The organism is Corynebacterium amycolatum SK46, from assembly GCF_000173655.1.
Taxonomy (GTDB): Bacteria; Actinomycetota; Actinomycetes; order Mycobacteriales; family Mycobacteriaceae; genus Corynebacterium; species Corynebacterium amycolatum_A.
The window spans coordinates 66,732-85,445 of the sequence record NZ_ABZU01000006.1 but is presented as its reverse complement, the minus strand read 5'-3'; the positions used below and the strand labels follow the sequence as shown (position 1 = coordinate 85,445).

General features: G+C 60.3%; 15 protein-coding genes, 2 tRNA genes and 1 pseudogene. 11 read left to right on the top strand and 7 right to left on the bottom strand.

Annotation, left to right across the window (positions count from 1 at the left end; all coding sequences use genetic code 11):
• Positions 1-105: 105 nt before the first annotated feature.
• The 5 genes and pseudogenes from pth to CORAM0001_RS05540 form a co-directional block, all read right to left on the bottom strand.
• Positions 106-712, bottom strand: a pseudogene (pth, locus tag CORAM0001_RS05560) (aminoacyl-tRNA hydrolase).
• A 124-nt stretch (positions 713-836) separates the two neighbouring features.
• Entirely contained in the window at positions 837-1,478 is a 642-nt protein-coding gene (locus CORAM0001_RS05555) for a 50S ribosomal protein L25/general stress protein Ctc (RefSeq protein WP_005510599.1), read from the bottom strand.
• A 250-nt stretch (positions 1,479-1,728) separates the two neighbouring features.
• The gene (locus CORAM0001_RS05550) at positions 1,729-2,706 is read right to left on the bottom strand and encodes a ribose-phosphate diphosphokinase (protein ID WP_005510655.1); all 978 of its coding nucleotides are present in this window, start codon (positions 2,704-2,706) and stop codon (positions 1,729-1,731) included.
• Positions 2,707-2,713: 7 nt separating this feature from the next.
• Complete coding sequence (glmU, locus tag CORAM0001_RS05545; protein ID WP_005510635.1) at positions 2,714-4,195, bottom strand: bifunctional UDP-N-acetylglucosamine diphosphorylase/glucosamine-1-phosphate N-acetyltransferase GlmU; 1,482 nt, start codon at positions 4,193-4,195, stop codon at positions 2,714-2,716.
• 87 nt (positions 4,196-4,282) lie between these two features.
• A tRNA-Gln gene (locus tag CORAM0001_RS05540) sits at positions 4,283-4,353 on the bottom strand.
• A gap of 110 nt (positions 4,354-4,463) precedes the next feature.
• Between CORAM0001_RS05540 and CORAM0001_RS05535 the strand changes: the two genes are divergently transcribed.
• The 9 genes from CORAM0001_RS05535 to CORAM0001_RS05495 all read left to right on the top strand — a co-directional run bounded on the left by CORAM0001_RS05535 (position 4,464) and on the right by CORAM0001_RS05495 (position 14,575).
• Positions 4,464-5,156, top strand: a complete 693-nt coding sequence (locus CORAM0001_RS05535; protein ID WP_005510679.1) for a TetR/AcrR family transcriptional regulator — start codon at positions 4,464-4,466, stop codon at positions 5,154-5,156.
• A gap of 58 nt (positions 5,157-5,214) precedes the next feature.
• Entirely contained in the window at positions 5,215-8,841 is a 3,627-nt protein-coding gene (mfd, locus tag CORAM0001_RS05530) for a transcription-repair coupling factor (RefSeq protein ID WP_040361303.1), read from the top strand.
• Positions 8,842-8,848: 7 nt separating this feature from the next.
• Positions 8,849-9,880 (top strand): MazG nucleotide pyrophosphohydrolase domain-containing protein, encoded by a 1,032-nt coding sequence (locus tag CORAM0001_RS05525; RefSeq protein ID WP_005510589.1) that lies wholly within the window; start codon positions 8,849-8,851, stop codon positions 9,878-9,880.
• Between the two features lie 71 nt (positions 9,881-9,951).
• Complete coding sequence (locus tag CORAM0001_RS05520; protein WP_005510654.1) at positions 9,952-10,812, top strand: lytic transglycosylase domain-containing protein; 861 nt, start codon at positions 9,952-9,954, stop codon at positions 10,810-10,812.
• 85 nt (positions 10,813-10,897) lie between these two features.
• Positions 10,898-12,172 (top strand): phosphopyruvate hydratase, encoded by a 1,275-nt coding sequence (eno, locus tag CORAM0001_RS05515; protein ID WP_005510630.1) that lies wholly within the window; start codon positions 10,898-10,900, stop codon positions 12,170-12,172.
• A gap of 112 nt (positions 12,173-12,284) precedes the next feature.
• Positions 12,285-12,821 (top strand): FtsB family cell division protein, encoded by a 537-nt coding sequence (locus CORAM0001_RS05510; RefSeq protein WP_040361300.1) that lies wholly within the window; start codon positions 12,285-12,287, stop codon positions 12,819-12,821.
• A gap of 139 nt (positions 12,822-12,960) precedes the next feature.
• Positions 12,961-13,497 (top strand): DUF501 domain-containing protein, encoded by a 537-nt coding sequence (locus CORAM0001_RS05505; RefSeq protein WP_005510719.1) that lies wholly within the window; start codon positions 12,961-12,963, stop codon positions 13,495-13,497.
• Entirely contained in the window at positions 13,497-14,486 is a 990-nt protein-coding gene (locus tag CORAM0001_RS05500) for a Ppx/GppA phosphatase family protein (protein ID WP_005510588.1), read from the top strand. Before CORAM0001_RS05505 ends, CORAM0001_RS05500 begins: the two co-directional genes overlap by 1 nt.
• Before the next feature lie 12 nt (positions 14,487-14,498).
• Positions 14,499-14,575: transfer RNA gene (locus tag CORAM0001_RS05495), tRNA-Leu, on the top strand.
• Between the two features lie 62 nt (positions 14,576-14,637).
• Here the strand turns inward: CORAM0001_RS05495 and CORAM0001_RS05490 are convergent.
• Entirely contained in the window at positions 14,638-16,221 is a 1,584-nt protein-coding gene (locus CORAM0001_RS05490) for a succinic semialdehyde dehydrogenase (protein WP_005510703.1), read from the bottom strand.
• A gap of 71 nt (positions 16,222-16,292) precedes the next feature.
• Positions 16,293-16,625, bottom strand: coding sequence for a hypothetical protein (locus tag CORAM0001_RS05485; RefSeq protein WP_005510667.1), 333 nt, complete (start codon positions 16,623-16,625; stop codon positions 16,293-16,295).
• Positions 16,626-16,863: 238 nt separating this feature from the next.
• On the opposite strand from CORAM0001_RS05485, the gene CORAM0001_RS05480 reads away from it, so the two are divergent.
• Together CORAM0001_RS05480 and CORAM0001_RS05475 are read left to right on the top strand one after the other, a co-directional pair.
• Positions 16,864-17,691, top strand: coding sequence for a Bax inhibitor-1/YccA family protein (locus CORAM0001_RS05480; RefSeq protein WP_005510645.1), 828 nt, complete (start codon positions 16,864-16,866; stop codon positions 17,689-17,691).
• Between the two features lie 133 nt (positions 17,692-17,824).
• Positions 17,825-18,709: an alpha/beta hydrolase family protein gene (locus CORAM0001_RS05475; RefSeq protein WP_005510694.1), complete on the top strand. Its 885-nt coding sequence runs from the start codon at positions 17,825-17,827 to the stop codon at positions 18,707-18,709.
• Positions 18,710-18,714 lie beyond the last annotated feature (5 nt).

Genomic DNA, 18,714 nt, shown 5'->3' with positions numbered 1-18,714 from the left:
GGACAGGGCGAAACCGCCGACGAAAACGCCGAGCAGCATGAACACCGACGAGCTGTAAAGACTGAAGCTCCCGGGAACGTGAAATTAGCCCTCTTCCCGCTACTGCTACCGCCCGTGAATCTGGTTCTGCGCAATCTCCAGCCCGTGGCTCGCGATTAGCTCCACTGCCTCTGCAGCAGTGGGCAGAGTGAAAGCGAGCTCCTCGCGTTCCTTGGCATTGAAGTTACGCAGCACGTAATCCGCGGGATCTTGGCGGCCCGGAGGACGGCCAATGCCAATGCGCACCCGCATGTAGTCCTTTGCCCAACGACTTCGAGGTCGAGCGCAGGCCATTGTGGCCATTCTCGCCCCCGCCGCGCTTGAGGCGCACCACGCCCGGATCCAGATCCAGCTCATCGTGGACTACGACGACGTCGGTAGGCGCGACGTTGAAGAACTTCGCCAGCGCCGCAATCGGCCCACCCGACAGATTCATGTACGTCCTGGGCTTAGCCAGAATCACCTGTCGCTCGCCGCCATCGGAGGTCTTAAACCGAGTTTGCACAATCTCAGCGTTGGACTTCTTATGCACGCTAAACGACGAAGGCATCGGAGAAGTGCGGCTGGCTAGTTCATCTAGCACCAGATGTCCGACGTTATGGCGGGTGAGTTCATACTTGGGCCCAGGGTTGCCGAGCCCCACGACAAGCAGAGGTGTGGTGGAGGCGTTCATGAGTTCAATCTTGGCACACGGTGCGCGGTCTGTTGGCTTCGGGGAGTTTCAGAAAAAGAAAGGGACGGACAAAAGTCCGTCCCTTTCTTACGCAGCTGTGTTAGCTAGGCATGCGAGAGGTGAATTACTCAGCCTCTTCCTCAGCCGGCTCATCCGGAGTCTCGGCCTCGCCCATGCCCTCGATGTCGGCATCGACGTCACCAGCCGGCTCCTCCTCCGGCTCGACGATGTTGAAGATGAGCAGGTCAGCGTCGTCGGTGAGGACCAGGCCCTCTGGCAGGGTAACGTCGCCGGCGTGAACCATGGTGCCGACCTCTGCGCCCTCGACGGAGACCTCGATCTCTTCCGGAATAGCCAGAACCGGTGCGTTGACCAGAATGGTCTCGGCATCCTGCATGAGCAGGGCACCCGGAGCGAGCTCGCCAGTCGGAACGACCGGAACCTCAACCTCGACCTTCTCGTCACGGTGAATGGCGAGCAGGTCAGCGTGGTCGATGTCGAGGGTCAGCGGGTTCTGGTCAACAGCCTTGACCATGGACAGCTGGGACTCGCCCTCGATGTTGACGTCCAGAACAGCGTTGACACCGTGGTTACGGATGACAGCGTGGAAATCCAGAGTGTCAACGAGGATGTGCTTCGGGGCATCCAGGTCAGCGCCGTAGATGACAACCGGGATGTCGCCAGCAACGCGGGCACGGCGAGCGGCACCCTTGCCGAACTCGGTGCGGTTACGAGCTTCAATCTTGATGATGTTGGGCTTTGCCATGAAAATGGACTCCTAAACGATTCGAAACTGAGTCGTCGAGTCGAGCACGTGCCGCATCCATGCCACCGTGGGCGCAAAAGTTGGGCTGCGAGCGTCGCGTCGATAACGGCAACCACCTGCTGTGGCCGCCCTCGCCGAGACTTACCGGAGAAATTGTAGTGGACTAACAGGTCAAACAGCAAACCCCGCCACCACCAGCAAAACTAGGTTGCTGGTCGCGGCGGGGTGCCCGTCGGCAAGCGAAAAGAGCTTATGCCTGGCCCTCGAAGAGGGTGGTGACGGAACCGTTTTCGAAGATCTCGTGGATCGTCTTAGCCAGCAGCGGTGCGATTGGCAGGACGGTCAGGTTGTCCCAGCCCTCGGTGGACTGCGGCAGGGTATCGGTGGTGATGACCTCGCGGGCACCGCACTTCGACAGGCGCTCGCGAGCTGGGTCGGAGAAGACGCCGTGCGTGGTAGCGATGATGACATCCTCAGCGCCAGCCTCACGCAGCACCTTGACAGCGCCGGCGATGGTGCCGCCGGTGTCAATCATGTCGTCGATGAGCAGACAGGTCTTACCGGAGACCTCGCCGACCACGCGGTTGGCGACAACCTGGTTCGCGACATCGACGGAACGGGTCTTGTGAATGAAGGCCAGCGGGGCGTCGCCCAGGGTGTTGGCCCACTTCTCGGAAACCTTCACACGGCCGGCGTCAGGGGAGACCACGACCAGGTTGTCCAGGGAGTAGTTCTTCTTGATGTACTCCGACAGAATCGGCATGGCGTGCATGTGATCGACCGGGCCGTCGAAGAAGCCCTGAATCTGGTCGGTGTGGAGGTCCACGGAGACGATGCGGTCAGCGCCTGCAGCCTTGAGCAGGTCAGCGACCAGACGAGCGGAAATCGGCTCACGGCCACGGTGCTTCTTGTCCTGGCGGGCGTATGGGAAGAACGGCAGGATAGCGGTGATGCGCTTGGCCGAACCGCGCTTGAGCGCGTCAATCATAATCAGCTGCTCGACGAGCCACTTGTTCAGCGGTGCCGGGTGCGCCTGCAGTACGAAGGCATCGGAACCGCGGACGGATTCCTCGTAGCGCACGAAGATTTCACCGTTGGCAAAATCACGAGCGGTCATCGGAGTCAGCTCTGTGCCGAGCTCCTTGGCAACTGCCTCGCCCAATTCCGGGTGTGCCCTTCCGGAGAAGAGCATGAGGTTCTTTTGGTTATCGATCCACTGGCCGGTCATCTGCCGTCTAGCCTTCCTGGTCTTCCTTGTTGTTGTCAGCTGCCTGCGCCGCCTGCGCTGCCTCAGCAGCAGCGGTCCCTGGGCGCTTTCGCTCGACCCATCCCTCGATGTTGCGCTGGCGGCCACCACTGACCGCCAGTGCTCCCGGAGGAACGTCGTCCTTAATAACAGTACCTGCACCTGAGTACGCACCATCACCCACGGTCACCGGAGCGATGAACATGGTGTCGGAGCCGGTGCGAACATGCGAGCCGATAACGGTGCGGTGCTTGTTGACGCCGTCGTAGTTCACGAACACGCTGGAGGCACCAATGTTGGAGTGCTCGCCAATCTCCGCATCGCCGACGTAAGTCAGGTGCGGAACCTTCGAACCGTTTCCAATCTGCGCGTTTTTCGCCTCGACGAAGCCACCGAGCTTCGCGCCGACACCGAGTTTGGTGTTCGGGCGAATGTAGGTGAACGGTCCCACCGTCGCATCCTCGCCGATCTCCGAATCGGAACCGTGCGTACGTACGACGCTGGCGCGCTTGCCGACGACCATGTTGGTCAGTGTCGTGTCCGGTCCCACGGTGGCCCCGTCGCCAATCACGGTCTTGCCGTGCAGCTGCGTGCCCGGAAGAATCGTGACGTCGCGGCCGATTTCCACCTCAACGTCAATCCACGTGGTGTCCGGATCGACGATAGTGGCGCCCCCGCGCATAGCTGCCTCGCAGGTGCGACGGTTGAGCTCGCGGCCAAGGGCAGCCAGCTGGACGCGGTCATTGACGCCGGCGACAACGGTGGCATCGGCGAGACGGTGGCCTCGCACTGACCGGTCGGCCTCACGGGCGATGCCAATGACATCGGTGAGGTAGAGCTCGCCCTGGGCATTGTTGGTGTCTAGCCGCTTGAGGGCATCGGCCAAGGTCTCAGCATCGAAAGCGTAGACACCGGAGTTGACCTCGGTGATCTCGCGCTCCTCGTCGGAGGCGTCCTTTTCCTCCACGATGCGCAGAACTTCACCGTCGGCGTTGCGAACGATACGGCCGTAGCCGTGCGGGTTGTCAGCAGTGGAGGTCAGCACAGTCACGGCAGCGCGTGGCTTGCGGTTGTGCTCTTCGAGCAGTGCCCGGAGCGCTTCGGAATCCAGCAGCGGCACATCGGAAGTGGTCACCAGGATGGTGCCATCGAAGTTCTGCAGCTCAGGGTGCTCCAGCGCGCACTGAACAGCGTGGCCGGTACCGTTTTGCTCCTCCTGGTGGGCAATGACGACACCACCGGAGTGCTCGGTGTCCGAAGCCCAAGTCCCGATGGCGTCGATTACCTTTTCGCGCTGGTGGCCAACGACAACAGCAATCTCATCCGGATTAATGCCCTTGGCGGCATAGAGCGCGTGCTCCAGCATGGTGCGACCGCCGATAGCGTGCAGCATTTTCGGCGTATCGGATTTCATTCGGGTGCCTTGACCCGCGGCGAGAATGACCACAGCGGTGGCCGAACCGTTTGACATGAAACTTGCTACTCCTCGGTCAGGGTGCATCACGGTCACGGCGGGGCGAAAAGTCACTTCTTAATTAAGGGGCCGGCCCCCCGCTTGCTCTCCCACCAGGACTCGAACCTAGAATGCCGGTACCAAAAACCGGAGTGTTGCCATTACACCATGGGAGAATGGGGCAAACGCGAAAAATTGCATGGCTGATTCGACGCTGATTCGACTCAGCCAACTCGCTTGCGCCTGCGATATACGATAGCAAGACTTTAGCCACTAATCTAAAAGCATGGCCTCCAATTCTCCGAGACGACGTATGACCGGTCCACAGCGCAAAGCTCAGCTGACAGAAGTTAGCCGTGGAATCTTTGCCGCTAAGGGGCTTGATGCCGCCTCAATGGAGGAGATTGCTGCTGCAGCCGGGGTATCAAAGCCGGTTGTCTATGAGCATTTCGGCACCAAAGAGCGGCTCTACCAGGCAGTCGTCGACCAGGAGATGAAGACCCTGGAGGCCGCGATTAGGGAGGCGTTGTCCCTGGGGCGCTCGCGCTACCGCATCGAACAGGCGGTGTTGGCTCTGCTGACTTATGTGGAGGAAAACCCGGAGGGATTCTCCATTATTTCTCGCGACCCCGGCGTGGCGGGTGGCTATGAGACACTGCTGAATAATGCCACTGAGTCGGTTACGCCTATCCTCGCCGAGGCTTTCAAACGCGCTGGCTTCGACCCTGCCATGTCGGTGCTCTACGGAAACTGCATGGTCGGTATGGTTTCGCAGACCGCTCGCTGGTGGATGGAGAAGCGCAGTCCGGATAAGGAGACGGTGGCGGCGCACATCGTGAACTTGTGTTGGAACGGGCTGGCCGGCATGGAGGGTTCTCCGACTCTGCATGGTTCCGCTGATGTGCCAGCGGCTGCTGAGGGCGCGAAGTTCGGAGCAGGTGCTGCAGCAGACCCGATGCAGGTGGCGGAGAACGGCTAATTAACAACGAGTAACCAGCACGCAGGGTGAATCCGGGGTGCATGGTTATATTGGGGCTATGCCAACTTCTGCGACTTCCTCGGCGAAAGCCACACCCAGCATTCTGCCGAACCCGCTGTCGGGGCTGGAAAGCCTCGTTGTCACGGATCCTCAATTTGTCGGCGTGCTCGGGCGCATCGGCGAAGACGAGCTGGCGCTCACGGGTGCGGACGCGGTGCGTTCGCACCTTATTTACGCCATGTCCACGAAGGTGCCGGTGCTGGTCGTCACGGCTACTGGCCGTGAGGCAGAGGACCTGACTGCCGAGGTCAAGTCTATGATCGGCGACCGTGTAGCCATGTTTCCCTCGTGGGAGACGCTCCCGCATGAGAAGCTTTCGCCGGCCGTGGACACTGTGGCGCAGCGTCGTAAGGCGCTTTACGACGTTCGCCGGGGCAAAGTCGACGTTCTGATTGCGGCGGTGCGCTCGTTGGTGCAGCCGATTGTGGACGACCTCGAGGCTGAGACCAGTGCCCCCATTCACGTCCAGCTGGACCAGGACTGCGAGAACCTGGTTGAGCGGCTGGTGCATCACGGCTATTCGCATGTGGACATGGTCGGCAGGCGTGGCCAGTTTGCCGTGCGCGGCGGCATCGTCGATGTCTTCCCTGCGACCGAAGAGCTGCCGGTACGTATCGAGCTCTGGGGTGACGAGGTCACCGACCTGCGCGCCTTTTCCGTCGCAGACCAGCGCACGATCTCTGAGGTAGAGGTCGACCAGCTGGATATCTTCCCGTGTCGTGCACTGCTTATCGACGACGACGTGAAGGCCGCCGCGGAGAAACTCGCCACCACGCGCTCTGGCCAGGTCCAAGAAATGCTCACCCGCATCGGCGATGGCCAGTGGGTGGAAGGCATGGAATCGCTGATTCCACTGATTAGTCAGCATCCGATGAAGATGCTCACTGAGGTCATGCCGGAGAAAACTCATGTGCTCATGTGCGGGCCGGAGCGCATTCGCTCTCGCGCGCAGGACTTGATCAGTGCGGGCGAGGAGTTTATGGCCGCAGCGTGGGAAACTGCTGCGATGGGTGGCTCGGTGCCAATCGCCACCGATGGGCTGGAGCCCAGCGCGTACCGCAGCTTGGCCTCTATCCCGATGCCCACTTCGTGGCATATTTCCCCGCCCGGCATGTTGGAGGCGGGAGTCACCGAAGATGATGTGCTGCCGCTGACCTTTGAGCCCGGGCCCGCGCCCCGCGGCGACTTAAAGGAAATTGGTCACCTGATGAAGCAGCTGCGCGATGCCACGGTCGCGGGGGAGCGAGTGGCGTACGTGGCGGCGACGCCCGCGGGGGCGCGTCGGCAAGCGGAAAAGTTTAGGGAAGCCGGAATTGCGACGCGCATGGCGGCGGGCCCGGAGTATCCTGAGTCCGGGAGAATTACCGTCTACCAGGGTGTTTTGCACGGCGGCCTGGTGTTCCCGCGAATCCCCGGTGGCGCGCTGACTCTGATTACCGAGCAGGACATCACAGGTAACCGCATCGCGGAAGGCGCGCTTGGTGGTCGCCGCAAGCCGGCGAAGCGCCGTGGTCGCGTGGATCCGCTGGCACTGAAGGCCGGCGACTATGTCGTGCACGACACGCATGGCATCGGTCGGTTTGTGAAGCTCACTGAGCGCACCATCGGCACGGGCGAGGACCAGGCGCGCCGCGAGTACGTGGTGCTCGAGTACGCACCGAGCAAGCGCGGAGGTCCCTCGGACCAGCTCTACGTGCCGATGGAGAGCCTGGATTTGCTGTCGCGCTATGTCGGCGGTGAAAAGCCCACGCTGTCGAAGATGGGCGGCTCGGACTGGAAGTCCACCAAGCGCAAGGCCCGTGGCGCTGTCCGCGAGATTGCGGAAGAGCTGGTCAAACTCTACGCCGAGCGCCAAGCCGCGCCGGGCCACGCATTCGCGCCGGATACGCCATGGCAGCAGGAGATGGAGGACAACTTCCCCTTCACCGAGACCGAAGATCAGCTACAGGCCATCGACGAGATTAAGTCCGACATGGAAAAGCCGGTGCCGATGGATCGTGTGCTCATCGGCGATGTCGGCTACGGCAAGACCGAGGTGGCACTGCGTGCTGCCTTCAAGGCTGTTCAAGATGGCCGTCAGGTGGCGGTGTTGGTGCCGACCACGCTTCTGGCGCAGCAGCACTTGACCACTTTCACCCAGCGTATGGAGGGCTTCCCAGTCACCATCCGCGGACTGTCCCGCTTCACCTCGCCAAAGGACTCCAGGGAGGTCCTCGAAGGGCTGAAGAACGGGACGGTCGACATTGTTATCGGCACGCATCGTCTCCTGCAGACCGGCGTGCAGTGGAAAGAACTCGGCCTGGTCATCGTTGACGAGGAGCAGCGTTTCGGTGTCGAGCACAAAGAACACATCAAGGCGCTACGGCACCACGTCGACGTGCTCACCATGTCCGCAACGCCAATTCCGCGCACGCTCGAAATGTCGATTGCCGGCATCCGCGAGATGAGCCAGATTCTCACCCCGCCGCAGGACCGCCACCCGGTGCTGACATACGTCGGCGCGCAGTCCGACAAGCAGGTCGCCGCTGCTATCAGGCGAGAGCTGCTTCGCGACGGCCAGGTGTTCTACCTGCATAATAAGGTAGAAACCATTGACAAGGTCGCCCAGAATATTCGCAATTTGGTGCCCGAGGCCCGCGTGGTAGTGGCCCATGGTCAGATGGGGGAGGAGCAGCTGGAGCGCACGGTCGATGGCTTCTGGCAGCGCGAGTACGACGTGCTGGTGTGTACCACCATCGTGGAAACCGGCCTGGATATTGCCAACGCCAATACGTTGATTGTGGAAAACGCTCACCATATGGGTCTTTCCCAGCTGCACCAGCTGCGTGGTCGCGTGGGGCGTTCCCGTGAACGCGCCTATGCTTACTTCCTTTACCCGGAAAATCAGACGCTGACGGAGACTTCCTACGACCGTCTGTCCACGATTGCGCAGAACAATGACTTAGGCGCAGGTATGGCTGTGGCCATGAAGGACCTGGAAATGCGCGGCGCCGGAAATATCCTCGGTGCGGAGCAGTCCGGTCACATTGCCGGCGTCGGCTTCGACATGTACGTCCGACTGGTCGGCGAGGCCGTGGCCGCACTGAAGGCAGTGGCCGATGGTGAAACTCCGGATGCTTCCGATAACGAACCGAAGGAAGTTCGGATTGACTTGCCGGTCGATGCGAATATTCCGGCCGAGTACGTGTCGTCGGAACGCCTGCGTCTGGAGGCATACCGCAAATTTGCTGCCGCCAGTGCGCTGGACGATATTGAGGTGGTGCTCGAAGAGCTCGTCGACCGCTACGGAACCCCACCCATTGAGGTGGAGAGGCTGGCGGTTATTTCACGACTTCGAATTATTTGCCGTGAATTCGGCGTGCATGAAGTTCAAGCTATGGGTGCGCACATTAGAATAGCCCCTATGGAGCTTGCTGACTCCAAGCAGGTGCGCCTCAAGCGCCTGTATCCACAGGCGACCTATCGTGCGGCAACACGCACGGTTTCCGTCGGAATGCCGAAGGAAGGGCGAGGGTTGCGGGCAAAACCTGTCCGCGATATTGCATTGGTGCAGTGGGTAGCAGACTTCTTGACATCGATGGCGGGTATTCCTCGTATGGATATCTCGCACATGGGAAAGGACTAAAAACCGTATGACTATCATCAAGCTCGATAGCCGCTTTCCAACTGCAATTCCGCTGGAAGCCGCTAGCCTGCTGACCGGTGAAGTCAGCTATACCGAAGAAGTCCCCATCCGTGTGCGCTGGGCTATCGCCGACGCCGGTGGGCACTCGGTGTCCCAGGCGGAAATTCTGGTCACCACCGATATGGAAAACGACGAGGTACTCGATCGCCTCGACGCGGGCGAGAAGGTCTACTCGGTCGAGTTGGACGAAGCGCCGGACCCAGCAGCTCAGGTTGCGGCGGCTCCCCAGCAGGACTCAGTGCAAGAACCGGTTGCAGAGCCGGTGGCAGAACCAGTGGCAGAACCGGTTGCAGAACCGCTGACTCCGCAGGAACAGCTCGCTGCAGCTCGACTGCCCCACGTCGTTGAGGCCGTGGACATCATGGCGGCCGCACGGCGCACGGGGCAGTGGGAAGCTCGTCAGACGCACAAGAGCCTGCTGCCGTATCTCATTGAAGAGACCTACGAGTTTGTCGACGCAGTCAACGAGGGCGGTGACATCCGTAGCGAGCTGTCAGATCTGCTGCTGCAGGTCCTCTTCCACGCTGAAATCGCTGAGGACTTCGACTTCGACGATGTGGCGACCGACTTTATTTTGAAGATGCGCGCTCGTCAGCCGTACCTCTTCGACGGCACTGTGGCCGAGGGAGAGATGGTGTCGGAGGAAGAACAGGAGCGACTGTGGACTTACGGCCGCGGACGTCCGCGCTCGAACCCAGCTACGCAGTTGCCAGCTCTGACTTTGGCTGAGGAAGCCATCCGTCGCGCACGTGCGCTGGGACTGTCCGATGCAGACATTCCAGTGGAGATTCTGGTCCCGACCCCGGGGCTGGAGACTGAGTCCGGTGCTGAAGAGCGGACCCGACAGGCTTCACGCGCATTCCTGGCTGATCTGGCTCAGATGGAGAATCAGCAGGCCGGCAGTGCTGAGCAGCGGGAAGCGGGCAGCGAAGATAACGAAGAGGCTGAGGACTTCGGCCCGTCGGAAAGCGACAGCTAGTTTCCAGCAAAAGTGATTTCTGTCCTCGAGTTTGAGTGATTTTTGCGGTTGAACCCGTAGAGTAATTCCCCATGCCTTCTAATTCTCCCTTTGATGAATACGCGCACCCCGCACCCCGCGGGGCGAAGCCGCGTGGCCGCAGTAAGGGGAAAAAGAAGTCTTCGCGAGGCTGTGGCTGCCTCGGTCTAACCTCCCTGGCGGTGCTAATTATCATTGGCACGGTTGGGGCGTTGGCGATGTTCACTGGACCCGTTATCCCGTCGTTGACCAAGAAACCGATTCCGGACAATGTGCCGCCTGCCGCGGCTGAGCCACCGCCGATGATTGATGTCAACGCGCCCGGACGCACCTCGGAGCAGCTCCGACAGTGGGCGCAGCAGATTGCCCCGAAGACGGGTATTTCTGAGGACGCTCTCCGCGCCTACGGCAACGCATATGTGATTGCAGCCGAACAGTTCCCGAACTGCCACCTGGAGTGGAACACGCTTGCAGGACTGGGCAAGGTGGAGACTAATCACGGCACGTACTCGGGCAATTGGCTCAAGCCGGCGCATATCGGTGCCGATGGGGTAGTGCGACCGACGATTATCGGTCCGCCGCTGGACGGCACGAGTGGGTTTGCTGAGGTTCTCGATACTGACAACGGCGAACTCGACGGTGACACAGAGTATGACCGCGCTGTGGGGCCGATGCAGTTTATTCCTGAGACCTGGCATCGCTTTGCGATGGATACTTCTGGTGATGGTGTCGCCGACCCTAACAACATCGATGACGCAACTGCGACCACGGCACGGATGCTCTGCAGTGGGGAACGCGACCTCGCCACCCCGGAAGGGTGGGCATCTGCAATTCGCTCATATAACCAGTCTGAGCAGTATCTTCGCGATGTTCGGGACGCTGCGGCGAACTATGCGCTGAATCAGCCCGCATAGGGTGACAAGGATTTAAGGCGAAGGTTGGAAAACCGTGCCACAATTGGAGTCATGTGCCGGAACGGTTCCGGCGGAAAGGTGACCTATGGCTGCAATCATCGAGTTGAACGCACGCGAAATTCTGGACTCCCGTGGTAACCCGACCGTTGAGGTTGAGGTGCTGTTGGAAGATGGCGCTGTGGGCCGCGCTGCGGTTCCGTCCGGTGCCTCCACCGGCGTTCATGAGGCACACGAGCTCCGCGATGGCGGAGACCGTTACCTGGGCAAGGGCGTCGAGAAGGCCGTTCGCGCTGTGCTCGAGGAGATTGAGGACGCAATTATTGGCCTCGAGGCTGAGGACCAGCGTCTGGTTGACAAGACCATGATTGAGCTGGACGGCACTGAAAACAAGTCCCGTCTGGGTGCCAACGCCATTCTCGGTGTGTCCATGGCCGTGGCCAAGGCCGCTGCTGAGTCCGCTGGCCTCGACCTGTTCCGCTACGTCGGCGGCCCGAACGGTCACGTTCTGCCGGTTCCGATGATGAACATCCTCAACGGTGGCGCACACGCTGACTCCGGCGTTGACGTCCAGGAGTTCATGATTGCTCCGATTGGCGCTCCGACCTTTAAGGAAGCCCTGCGCGTCGGTGCTGAGGTCTACCACGCACTGAAGAAGGTCATTAAGGACAAGGGGCTGTCCACCGGTCTTGGCGACGAGGGCGGTTTTGCTCCGTCGGTCGACTCCACCAAGGCTGCGCTGGACCTGATTGTCGAGGCCATTGAGGCTGCTGGTTACAAGCTGGGCGACGACGTGGCTCTGGCTCTGGACGTTGCTTCTTCTGAGTTCTACAAGGACGGCAAGTACCACTTCGAGGGTGGCGAGCACACCGCTGAGGAGATGGCCGCTGTTTACGCTGACCTGGTTGAGAACTACGCCATTGTCTCCATTGAGGATCCGCTACAGGAGGACGACTGGGAGGGCTACACCAAGCTGACCGCTCAGATTGGTGACAAGGTTCAGATTGTCGGCGACGACTTCTTCGTCACCAACCCGAAGCGTCTGGCTGAGGGCATCGAGAAGAAGGCCGCTAACGCTCTGCTGGTCAAGGTCAACCAGATTGGTTCCCTGTCTGAGACCTTCGAGGCCGTCGCAATGGCTCACAACGCCGGTTACAAGACCATGATGTCGCACCGCTCCGGTGAGACTGAGGACACCACCATCGCTGACCTGGCTGTCGGCCTGAACTGTGGCCAGATCAAGACCGGTGCTCCGGCTCGCTCCGAGCGCGTTGCTAAGTACAACCAGCTGCTGCGCATCGAAGAGTACCTCGGCGACGCCGCAGTTTACGCTGGCCGTAGCGCTTTCCCGCGTTTTAAGTAAAGAGCTGAGCTGCTGCGAAAGCTGCGGCTAGCACTGCCCGCCCGCACCACGCACGTGGTTGTGAGCGGGTTTTTGTTATTTCATCGGCTGGCGGTCGGGTAGAGTGTGGGGCATGAGTGCATCGGACCGATCTCGCCGCGGAACACAGTCGCGCCCTGCAGGGGCGGGGCAGCGTTCGGCAGCGGCACTCGCCTCGGGAATGCGCTCGCTGAGCACGGCACAGAAGATCGGTATTGGTCTGTTGGTGCTTTTCTTAGTATCTGTTCTCGCAATTCCGCTGCGGACTTTTGCACAACAGCAGGCGGACGTAGCCGCAACGCAGGACAATATTGCTCGCATGGAACGGCGAATTAAGCAGTTAGAGGATGAAAAGGAGCTTTACTCCAACCCCGCCTACGTTAAGGAGCAGGCACGTCTGCGCCTGGGGCTGGTAGAGCCGGGGGAGACCCCATTCCGTATCCTCGATCCGGCCGTGGGCGAGCAGCCTGTGACGCAGCCGGAGGAACTTCCGCAGCACCAGGCCAAGAAGTGGTACGAGACGCTGTGGGATTCCATTTCCATCCCGCCCGAACCCGAAGAGACTCGCCCTAATCCGGGGCGCGATCAGGCAACGAGGCCAGAGAGCTTGCCGACGGTACCGGAGTCCTAAACCTCTGTAGGGGCTACCTGGGGCCTCTCGGTGAGGTTGCATGCGCGGCGGAGTGTGCCGTCGTAAAGCGAAACACCGCGCTTGTAAGGCGACTGTGAGATTATGTGTCAGTAAAACGGAAGCAAAAGGAGTGTGACCGATGTCTGTGGATACCGCAGATTTGGAAGTGATAGCGGAGCAGCTCGGACGTGAACCGCGGGGTGTAGTGGACATCTCTTACCGCAGCCCCGACGGCACTCCTGGTGTGGTCAAGACGAAGCCGCGTTTGGACGATGGCACTCCGTTTCCCACGCTCTTTTACCTAACTGATCCGCGACTCACCGCCGAAGCCTCCCGGTTGGAGACGACCGGCGTGATGAAGGAAATGACCGCGCGACTCGAAAACGACGCGGAGCTCGCCGCCGATTACCAGCGTGCACACGAGGCGTTTCTGGCGGAGCGCAACGAGATGGAAGACCTGGGCACGGACTTCTCCGGTGGCGGCATGCCGACACGCGTGAAGTGCCTGCACGTTCTTATTGCCTACGCGCTGGCCAAGGGGCCGGATCACTTCCGACTGGGTACTGAGTCAGTGGCTTTGGCGGCGGAGAACGAGAAGCTGCGCGGCACCGCGATTCCCGCAAATTGGCCCACGATTGCCGAGCTCGGTATTGCGTATCCGGGGGTGGAGGGATAATGACGACCCTCGCTGCCGTCGACTGCGGCACTAACTCGCTTCGCCTGCTTATCAGCCGAGTTGAGGTCGTGGATGGAGTTCTGGAGATCACGGAGCTGCATCGACTGATGGAAATCGTCCGCCTCGGTCAAGGGGTGGACGCGACAGGCATGCTGGCTCCCGAGGCGCTGGAGCGCGTGCGGGAAGCTCTGACGAAGTATGCGGAGCTCATGCAGGTCGAAAAGGTTCAAGCAGTTCGGATGGTGGCGACGTCGGCGACACGCGATGCAAGTAACCGCGACGATTTCTTCGCCATGACCCGCGAGATCTTGGCCTCTTGGGGTGCGGAGGCAGAGGTAATCACCGGAGAGGAGGAGGCTGCGCTGTCCTTCCGCGGCGCAGTCGATGACTTGGAGCCCGAGCTCGGTCCGTATTGCGTCATCGACGTCGGCGGCGGCTCCACCGAGGTTATTGTTGGCGATCACGACGGCACGGTGGCCGGTTCCGATTCCGTGGCCATGGGCAGTGTGCGCTTGACCGAGCGTTTCCTGCAGTCCTCGCCACCGACGGCGGAGCAGGTCCAGAAGGCGCGTTCGTATGTTGCGGAGCTGACCGACGAGATTGTCCGGCAGGTGCCTGTCAACAAGGCTCGCACCATCGTCGGCTGCGCCGGGACCTTCACCACGCTGTCGGCGCTGGCACAGGGCCTAGAAACCTACGACCCGGAGGCAATCCACCTGTCGCAGCTGCGCTTTACGGCGTTGCGTGCGCTGACAGCATCCGTCGTTGAGACCGATGCGGAATCCCTTGCCGCGAATCCGGTCATGCACCCGAAGCGCGCGGATGTCTTCGCCGGTGGTTCCATCATTGTGGACGGTCTGATGGACATGTTTGAGGCGCTGCCGCTTTCCGAGGCAGCGAAGGAAGAGCAGCGCTTTTTCTACATCAGCGAGAAGGATATCCTCGACGGAATTGTGGCGAGTTTGGTAGACACCCATATCGCCCATTAATCTTTCTTAGGGGCCCCTATAGCCCAATTGGCAGAGGCAGAGGACTTAAAATCCTTTCAGTGTGGGTTCGAGTCCCACTGGGGGCACCAAAAGGCCAGGTCAGAGAGTTTTCTGACCTGGCCTTTTGCTATTTGCGCGCGCTACACGCGTATTACGGCAGGACGTTGAACTTCTTGCCGAGGACAAGTGCCGTGTTGAACACCTTCGAGTACAGCTCACGCGGCATCTGTGGCATCGACACCGGGGAAAGGCGCTGCACGGTCACCGTCTGCTCATCGGTGTACTTCAGCAGGCCGCCTGCTGCTTGACGACGGCCCACACCCGAATCCTTGAAACCACCCATCGGGGCATCGACAGACGCGAAGGCCGCAGCAAAACCATCGTTGACATTGACGGTACCGGCCTCAAGCTGTGGAGCCAGCTCCTTTGCACGACGCGGAGAGGTCCACAGCGAAGCGTTGAGGCCATAACGGGAATCGTTGGACTTGGCGATAGCGTCGTGGACATCCGAGACGCGCTGGAGGACTACCACCGGGCCGAATACCTCTTCGGTCAGCAGGGCGACGCCCTCCGGGACGTCGGTAAGCACGGTCGGCTCGTAGAACAGCGGTCCCAGATCCGGGCGAGGGCGACCGCCGGCCAGCACGGTGGCGCCGGCCTCGATAGCTTCGTCGACCATGGACTTGACCGTGTCGAACTGGCCCTGCGACTGCAGGCAGCCCATTTCGGTTTCCCACTCGTAGCCAGCGCCGATGGACATTGCCTTCACTCGGTCGGTGAATGCCGGGACGAATTCGTCCCAGACGGAGTCCACGACATAGATTCGCTCAATGGACACGCACAGGTGACCGGAGTTGGTGAAGCAGCCGATGCGCGCGCCCTCGACCGCGCGGTTGATGTTGGCATCTTCAGCGACAATCAGCGGGTTCTTGCCGCCGAGCTCCGCGGAGAAGCTGATCAGGCGCTCGCCGCACTGCTGCGCCAGTGAGCGGCCGGTCTCGGAAGAGCCGGTGAACATCAGGAAGTCACACTGGCCGACAATGCCCTGGCCGACAACGCGACCGGGACCTGGAATGACCTGGAAGAGATCCTCCGGAAGACCAGCGCGGTAGAGCAAATCGACAGCGAAGAGAGCGGTAAACGGAGTGGTGCTGTCCGGCTTGAGCACGATGGCGTTACCGGCCATCAGTGCAGCCAGCGCATCGGAAACAGCGAGAGTCAGCGGGTAGTTCCACGGAGCAATAACACCGACGACGCCCTTTGGGTGGTGGTAGACGGTGGTCTTGGAAAGTACCGGGACAGCGCCGTGTGCTCGCTTCGGCTCAAGCAGTTTCGGGCCCTGATTGCCGTAGTAGCGGGCGGTGATAGCGGTGTGTACGAGCTCCTCGTGGGCGCTGGCGCGGTTCTTGCCGGTCTCGGCCTGCAGCAGATCCAGCACCTGGTCGCAGTGGGTAAAGAGCAGGTCGTGGAAGTGGTGCAGCACTTCGCCGCGCTTTTCCGGCGCCATGCGGGCCCACTTCTTCTGCGCCGCACGGGCACGCTTGAAGGCCTCGTCGACATCGGCCTGCGTGCCGACGGGGATCTGCGCCAGCTCCTGGCCGGTAAATGGTGCCGAGATAGTGGCGGTCTTCGACTTATCAGCTACCGTGACGCGCTGAAGAAGGCGGGCAACGAGCTCGTCGTTAAGCGGATTGCGGATGGTAGTTCGGTTTGTAGTGGCAGTAGATGCTGTCATGGCACAGATACTACTGTTGCGAGGCACCCCGAGATAGTAAATTTGGCAAAACTACTAAAACTTAGAAAACTCTAGTAGGTAGTCCAGCCCATCCGACGGTTGCGATCCGGGTCGCGCGGGCCATCGTTGCCGAACTCGAACGGTTCGTGACCATCGACATCGCCGTAGCGCATCTCCGGGTCATCATCCAAATCATCGTCGACATCGATGTCCGGCTTTTCCTCGGCCAACCGCTTGCCGAGAGTGTCATGCGGAGAAACGCCCCGCCAGCGGTCCGGCGTATCCATTACATAATTCTCGCCGTCACCGGTGAGGAAGTCGCCATCGAGTCCCTCTGAGCCATCGAGCGTGGTCTCGTCGAAATCACCAGTGGTATCCGGATCGTAGTCAAGGCCATCAGACATCTTGACCAACCTCCTGTTTCGTAATCACTCAAGTGGTGCCCACGCCTGGCGACTGTGAGTGTTTCCGCGATTACAAAATCACCGCCAGCAGGCGAGGAATTACCTTGATACTAACTGTTTTTCAGGGTTGGGAACAATACCTCGAATTCGACCGTTGTAGTCAGTGTGGGCAAACGTACACACGTGAGCCTGATTCCCTAATGTGTAAGAAAACTGAGAGAGAAGAAAGAAGGACGACGTGCGCGAAAGCAGCAATCCTGCATTCAGTTCACTTACTAAGACCGTCGCCCGCGGACAGGCGGGCGCACAACACTACGGCCAAGGTCAGATGGGCGCTGATTTCGGGGATAACCCGTACCAGTCGCAGGTTGCCGCCGACTACCGTCCGATGACGGTTGATGATGTCGTTTCCAAGACCGGCATCACGCTGGCAACCATCATCGTTTTGGCTGCAGTCAACTTCTTCATTGCCGTCAGTGTCTCCACTCAACTGGCTATGATTCTGACCATTGTCGGTGCCATCGGCGGCCTGATTACTATTTTGGTTTCTACCTTCGGTAAGAAGTACGGCTCCGCTCCAGTCACCCTGACCTACGCGGCCTTTGAGGGGCTTTTTGTCGGTGGTATCAGCTTCATGTTCACCGCTCCTATTCAGGGTGTTGCTGCTGGTGCGCTGATTATGCAGGCAGTGCTGGCGACCTTGGGTGTCTTCATCGGTATGCTCTTCGTCTACAAGTCGGGCGCTATCCGCGTGACCCCGAAGTTCACCCGTTTCATGAGTGCGGCTCTGATCGGTGTCCTGGTCCTTATGTTGGGCAATCTGGTGCTGTCCCTATTCGGCCTGGGCTTCCCGCTGCGTGACGGCGGCATGCTGTCGATTATCTTCTCGCTAGTCTGCATCGGTCTGGCAGCCTTCAGCTTCCTGATTGACTTTGATCAGGCTGACCGCCTGGTCCGCGCTGGGGCTCCGGCTCAGTACGCCTGGGGTGTGGCCCTCGGCCTGGCCGTGACCCTGGTCTGGCTCTACACCGAGATTCTGCGTCTGCTGTCCTACTTCAGGGACTAAGCGCTAGAAAACTAACTAACGCACGAGCGCCGGTTAGCCCGTTATTGCGGGTTGGCTGGCGCTTTCTCTTATCTGAAGAGCTGATTTCTCGATTCGCATTAAACCCGGGTGTGCGGTGACATACCTTTGAACCATGCCTGAGACGAAGCATCGCACCGAACCGGCAAGCATCACCTGTTCCGACGGGGTCGCCCTGGCGGGGCAGTGGGTACTGCCGCTTACCGACGAATCCTCGGTCACCAAAGCCATAGCTCTCCATCCAGCGACTGGTGTGGATATGAATCTCTACCGAAAGTTCGCCATCTATCTCGCCGAACACGGTTGGCCAGCCCTCATCTACGACTTCCGCGGCACCGGTGAGTCAGCGACCGGCGATGCCAAGCGCGACCGCACCATCCGAATGAGCGACTGGATTCTCTACGATGTTCCGGCGGCGACTGCTGCGCTGAAGGAGAGGTTTCCGAACGCCAAACGTGTCGCTATTGGGCACTCTGTTGGTGCTCATGGCATGCTGGCCACGCAAGCGGAGGAGCCCGTCGATGCCATGGCCATGATTGCCAGTCACGCGGGCATTACCCGGACAGTCAAGACGGCAGCTGAGCGCGCGAAGGTCTGGACAATCTTCAATATCGTCAGCCCAGTGTGCTCACGACTTTTGGGATATGTGCCAATCGATTCGTTGGGGATAGGCAAGATAATTCCGGTTGGTGTGATGACTCAGTGGAGCACATGGACGAGGAAACCGGGATACTTCTTCGCTGATCCGGAGTTCAATCTCGCCGAGCGTTTTAAACAGGCCACCGGTCCGCTGCTGTCGGTCGTATTCACCGACGATCTGTGGGCCAATCGACCGGCAGTCGACGTTTTGACCGATCAGGCTGTGCAGTGTGACGTCGTAAAGCGCGATATTGAAGCGGGAGAGGGCACAAAAAATGGACCGATAGGCCATATGGGCTTCTATCGGTCCAAGAATCGGGCACTGTGGCCCGAAGTTGCCGCCTGGGTTGAGGCAGCGTAGCCCCT

What these genes read in the sequence shown, in the direction of transcription:
- CORAM0001_RS05510 (WP_040361300.1), top strand. Translation starts at nt 12,285, where the DNA reads ATGAGTGCATCGGACCGATCTCGCCGCGGAACACAGTCGCGCCCTGCA.
- CORAM0001_RS05555 (WP_005510599.1), bottom strand. Translation starts at nt 1,478, where the DNA reads ATGGCAAAGCCCAACATCATCAAGATTGAAGCTCGTAACCGCACCGAG.
- CORAM0001_RS05550 (WP_005510655.1), bottom strand. Translation starts at nt 2,706, where the DNA reads ATGACCGGCCAGTGGATCGATAACCAAAAGAACCTCATGCTCTTCTCC.
- CORAM0001_RS05525 (WP_005510589.1), top strand. Translation starts at nt 8,849, where the DNA reads ATGACTATCATCAAGCTCGATAGCCGCTTTCCAACTGCAATTCCGCTG.
- glmU (WP_005510635.1), bottom strand. Translation starts at nt 4,195, where the DNA reads ATGTCAAACGGTTCGGCCACCGCTGTGGTCATTCTCGCCGCGGGTCAA.
- CORAM0001_RS05485 (WP_005510667.1), bottom strand. Translation starts at nt 16,625, where the DNA reads ATGTCTGATGGCCTTGACTACGATCCGGATACCACTGGTGATTTCGAC.
- CORAM0001_RS05500 (WP_005510588.1), top strand. Translation starts at nt 13,497, where the DNA reads ATGACGACCCTCGCTGCCGTCGACTGCGGCACTAACTCGCTTCGCCTG.
- CORAM0001_RS05535 (WP_005510679.1), top strand. Translation starts at nt 4,464, where the DNA reads ATGGCCTCCAATTCTCCGAGACGACGTATGACCGGTCCACAGCGCAAA.
- eno (WP_005510630.1), top strand. Translation starts at nt 10,898, where the DNA reads ATGGCTGCAATCATCGAGTTGAACGCACGCGAAATTCTGGACTCCCGT.
- mfd (WP_040361303.1), top strand. Translation starts at nt 5,215, where the DNA reads ATGCCAACTTCTGCGACTTCCTCGGCGAAAGCCACACCCAGCATTCTG.
- CORAM0001_RS05475 (WP_005510694.1), top strand. Translation starts at nt 17,825, where the DNA reads ATGCCTGAGACGAAGCATCGCACCGAACCGGCAAGCATCACCTGTTCC.
- CORAM0001_RS05505 (WP_005510719.1), top strand. Translation starts at nt 12,961, where the DNA reads ATGTCTGTGGATACCGCAGATTTGGAAGTGATAGCGGAGCAGCTCGGA.
- CORAM0001_RS05490 (WP_005510703.1), bottom strand. Translation starts at nt 16,221, where the DNA reads ATGACAGCATCTACTGCCACTACAAACCGAACTACCATCCGCAATCCG.
- CORAM0001_RS05520 (WP_005510654.1), top strand. Translation starts at nt 9,952, where the DNA reads ATGCCTTCTAATTCTCCCTTTGATGAATACGCGCACCCCGCACCCCGC.